This window comes from Borrelia crocidurae, assembly GCF_000825665.2.
Lineage (GTDB): Bacteria > Spirochaetota > Spirochaetia > Borreliales > Borreliaceae > Borrelia > Borrelia duttonii.
In genome coordinates this window covers 397011-399422 of the sequence record NZ_LN609267.1, presented here as the reverse complement: position 1 = coordinate 399422, position 2412 = coordinate 397011, and the positions used below count along the sequence as shown (strand labels likewise).

General features: G+C 28.5%; 2 protein-coding genes. Both read left to right on the top strand.

Translation table 11 applies throughout. From position 1 onward, the window contains the following. Positions 1–117 precede the first annotated feature (117 nt). Positions 118–1188, top strand: coding sequence for a BMP family ABC transporter substrate-binding protein (locus tag BN1173_RS01925; RefSeq protein ID WP_040236280.1), 1071 nt, complete (start codon positions 118–120; stop codon positions 1186–1188). Between the two features lie 56 nt (positions 1189–1244). Continuing rightward, positions 1245–2255: a BMP family ABC transporter substrate-binding protein gene (locus BN1173_RS01920; protein ID WP_082020237.1), complete on the top strand. Its 1011-nt coding sequence runs from the start codon at positions 1245–1247 to the stop codon at positions 2253–2255. The last annotated feature ends 157 nt before the right edge of the window (positions 2256–2412 follow it).

Below are 2412 nucleotides of genomic sequence, written 5' to 3'. Positions count from 1 at the left end.
CATGTTAATATATCGACTATTTTTATCTTCTGAATAAATTTTGTATTTATAAATTTTTGTTTTAAAATTAAAAAATTGTTTACTTAAAAGTTATTTTGTATAAGGAGAGGGTAAGTTATGTCTAAAAATTTATCTTTCATTTTACTTTTTGTTTTAATGTTCATATCTTGCTTTTTTTCAAAAAAGAATTTTGCTAAAAGTGTTGATGATCAGATTGTTATTGGACTTGTGGCTCCGGGTAGTTTTGATGATGAGGGTTATTTTCAAAGTTTTCTTGATGGTGTTATTGATATAAAAAATGAATTTGGAACTGAGGTTATTCCAAAAGTTATAACACCTTATCCTTCTGAAGAAAAAATGTTGATGACTGCTAGTGAATTGCTGTCGGAAGATGTTTGTGCATTACAAGAAAAGGGGGCTAATTTGGTTTGGTTTATTGGTGCTTCTTTTTCAGATTCTGTGATAAGATTTGCTCATGAGAATTTAAATGTTTTGTATGGAATTATCGATCCTTTGCATTATGAAAATGTTTTAATTCCCCAAAATTTTGTAGCTATTAATTTTAGATCAGAGGAGGGTTCATTTTTAGCTGGATATTTAGCTTCTAAGATGAGTAAAAGTAATAGAATTGGATTTGTAACAGGTGTTAATATGGATTATGTTGAGAGATTTGTGATTGGATTTAGAGCAGGAGCATTTTATGCAAATCCTACAACAAGAGTAATTGTAAAGAGAATGTTGGATGAAGTTGATAAAGTTGCTGGCAAATTGTTTGCTGAACATATGTATGTTGAGGATGGTGTTGACATTATTTTTCCTGTCATGGGGCCTGCTTCACTTGGTATGTTTAAAGCTGCCAAAGAACTTGGAGTTGGACATTATATTATTGGAGTTAATAAGGATCAATCATATCTTGCACCCGGTCATGTTATTACTTCTGTAATAAAGGATGTTGGGCAAGCAATACACGATTATTCAGCAAATTTGATAAAAAATCATAAATTTGCTGGTGGTAAAGTTTTTGATTTAGGACTTGAAGACAATGTTATAAATATTGTTAAAGATCCTGATATTATTGATAGTGGGCTTATTGATGTTCTTATAGAAATTCAAACTAAGATAATTAAAAAGGAATTAATTGTTCCTTCTACTGAACATGAATTTGATTTATTTAAGGCAAGGTTATAGACTTTAATTATATTGGGGATTGTATTGGCTTAACTTAGCTTAAAGAGGAGATATATGTGATTAATTTATTGTTAGTGTTATGTTTGTTGTATTTTTCGTGTTTTACTTCTGAAGTTGATGGTGAGCCTGTTAAAGTTGGTGTTTTAGTAGATGGATTTTTTGATGATGAGTCTTTTAATAAAAGTGCTTTGAATGGTATTAAAAAGGTGGAGAAAGAATTTGGATTAGAAGTAGCTATAAAGGAATCTAGTCCAAATTCTTATTTGTCTGATTTAAATTCATTGAAAGCAGATGGTTCTAATTTTATATGGTTGATTGGGTATAGGTTTAGTGATGTGGCTCTTAAAATTGCTTTGGAAAATCCAGAAATTAAATATGTAGTTGTTGATTTTATATATGATTCTGATTTAAGCATTCCTAAAAATTTATCAGCCATAACTTTTAGAGTAGAGGAAGTAGCATTTTTAGTAGGTTATATTGCTGCTAGTATTTCTAAAACAGGTAAGATTGGGTTTTTAGGCGGGATGGATGATGACTTTATCAACATATTTAGGTATGGATATGAAGCTGGTGCTATTTATGCTAATCAAAATATTAATATTGATAATAAGTATGTTGGAAGTTTTGTTAATTCCGAGAGTGGAGAGATATTGGCAAACGAGATGTATGTGGATGGTATAGATATTATTTATCATGCTTCAGGTTTATCTGGGCTTGGAGTTATTGAGGCTGCAAAAAAATTGGGGGCTGGACATTATGTTATTGGGGTTGACCAAGATCAATCTTATCTGTTACCCGAACATATTATTACATCTTCAGTTAAAGATATTGGAAGAATATTAAGTCTTGTTATTTCTAATTATTTGAAAACAAGAGCTTTTGAAGGAGGTCAATTATTAAATTATGGGTTAAAAGAGGGTTTGCTATTTTTTGTTAAAAATCCTAAAAAAATTTCTTTTAGCCTTGAAAAGGAATTAGATGATATTTATTCAAAGATAATTAATGGTAAAATTATTGTTCCAAATAATAAGGATGCTTATAATAGGTTTCTTAGAATATTTTTTTAATCAGTATTAATTTTTATTAATGATTAAAGAATTTATTTACATATTATTTGTATAATTCATTTAATTTTGATACGTATTTTAATGATTAATTTTTTTATCTTAGGTGTATCAATTTGTTTTTTTGCAATTATAATTTAACTTATAACTTGTTTTAATT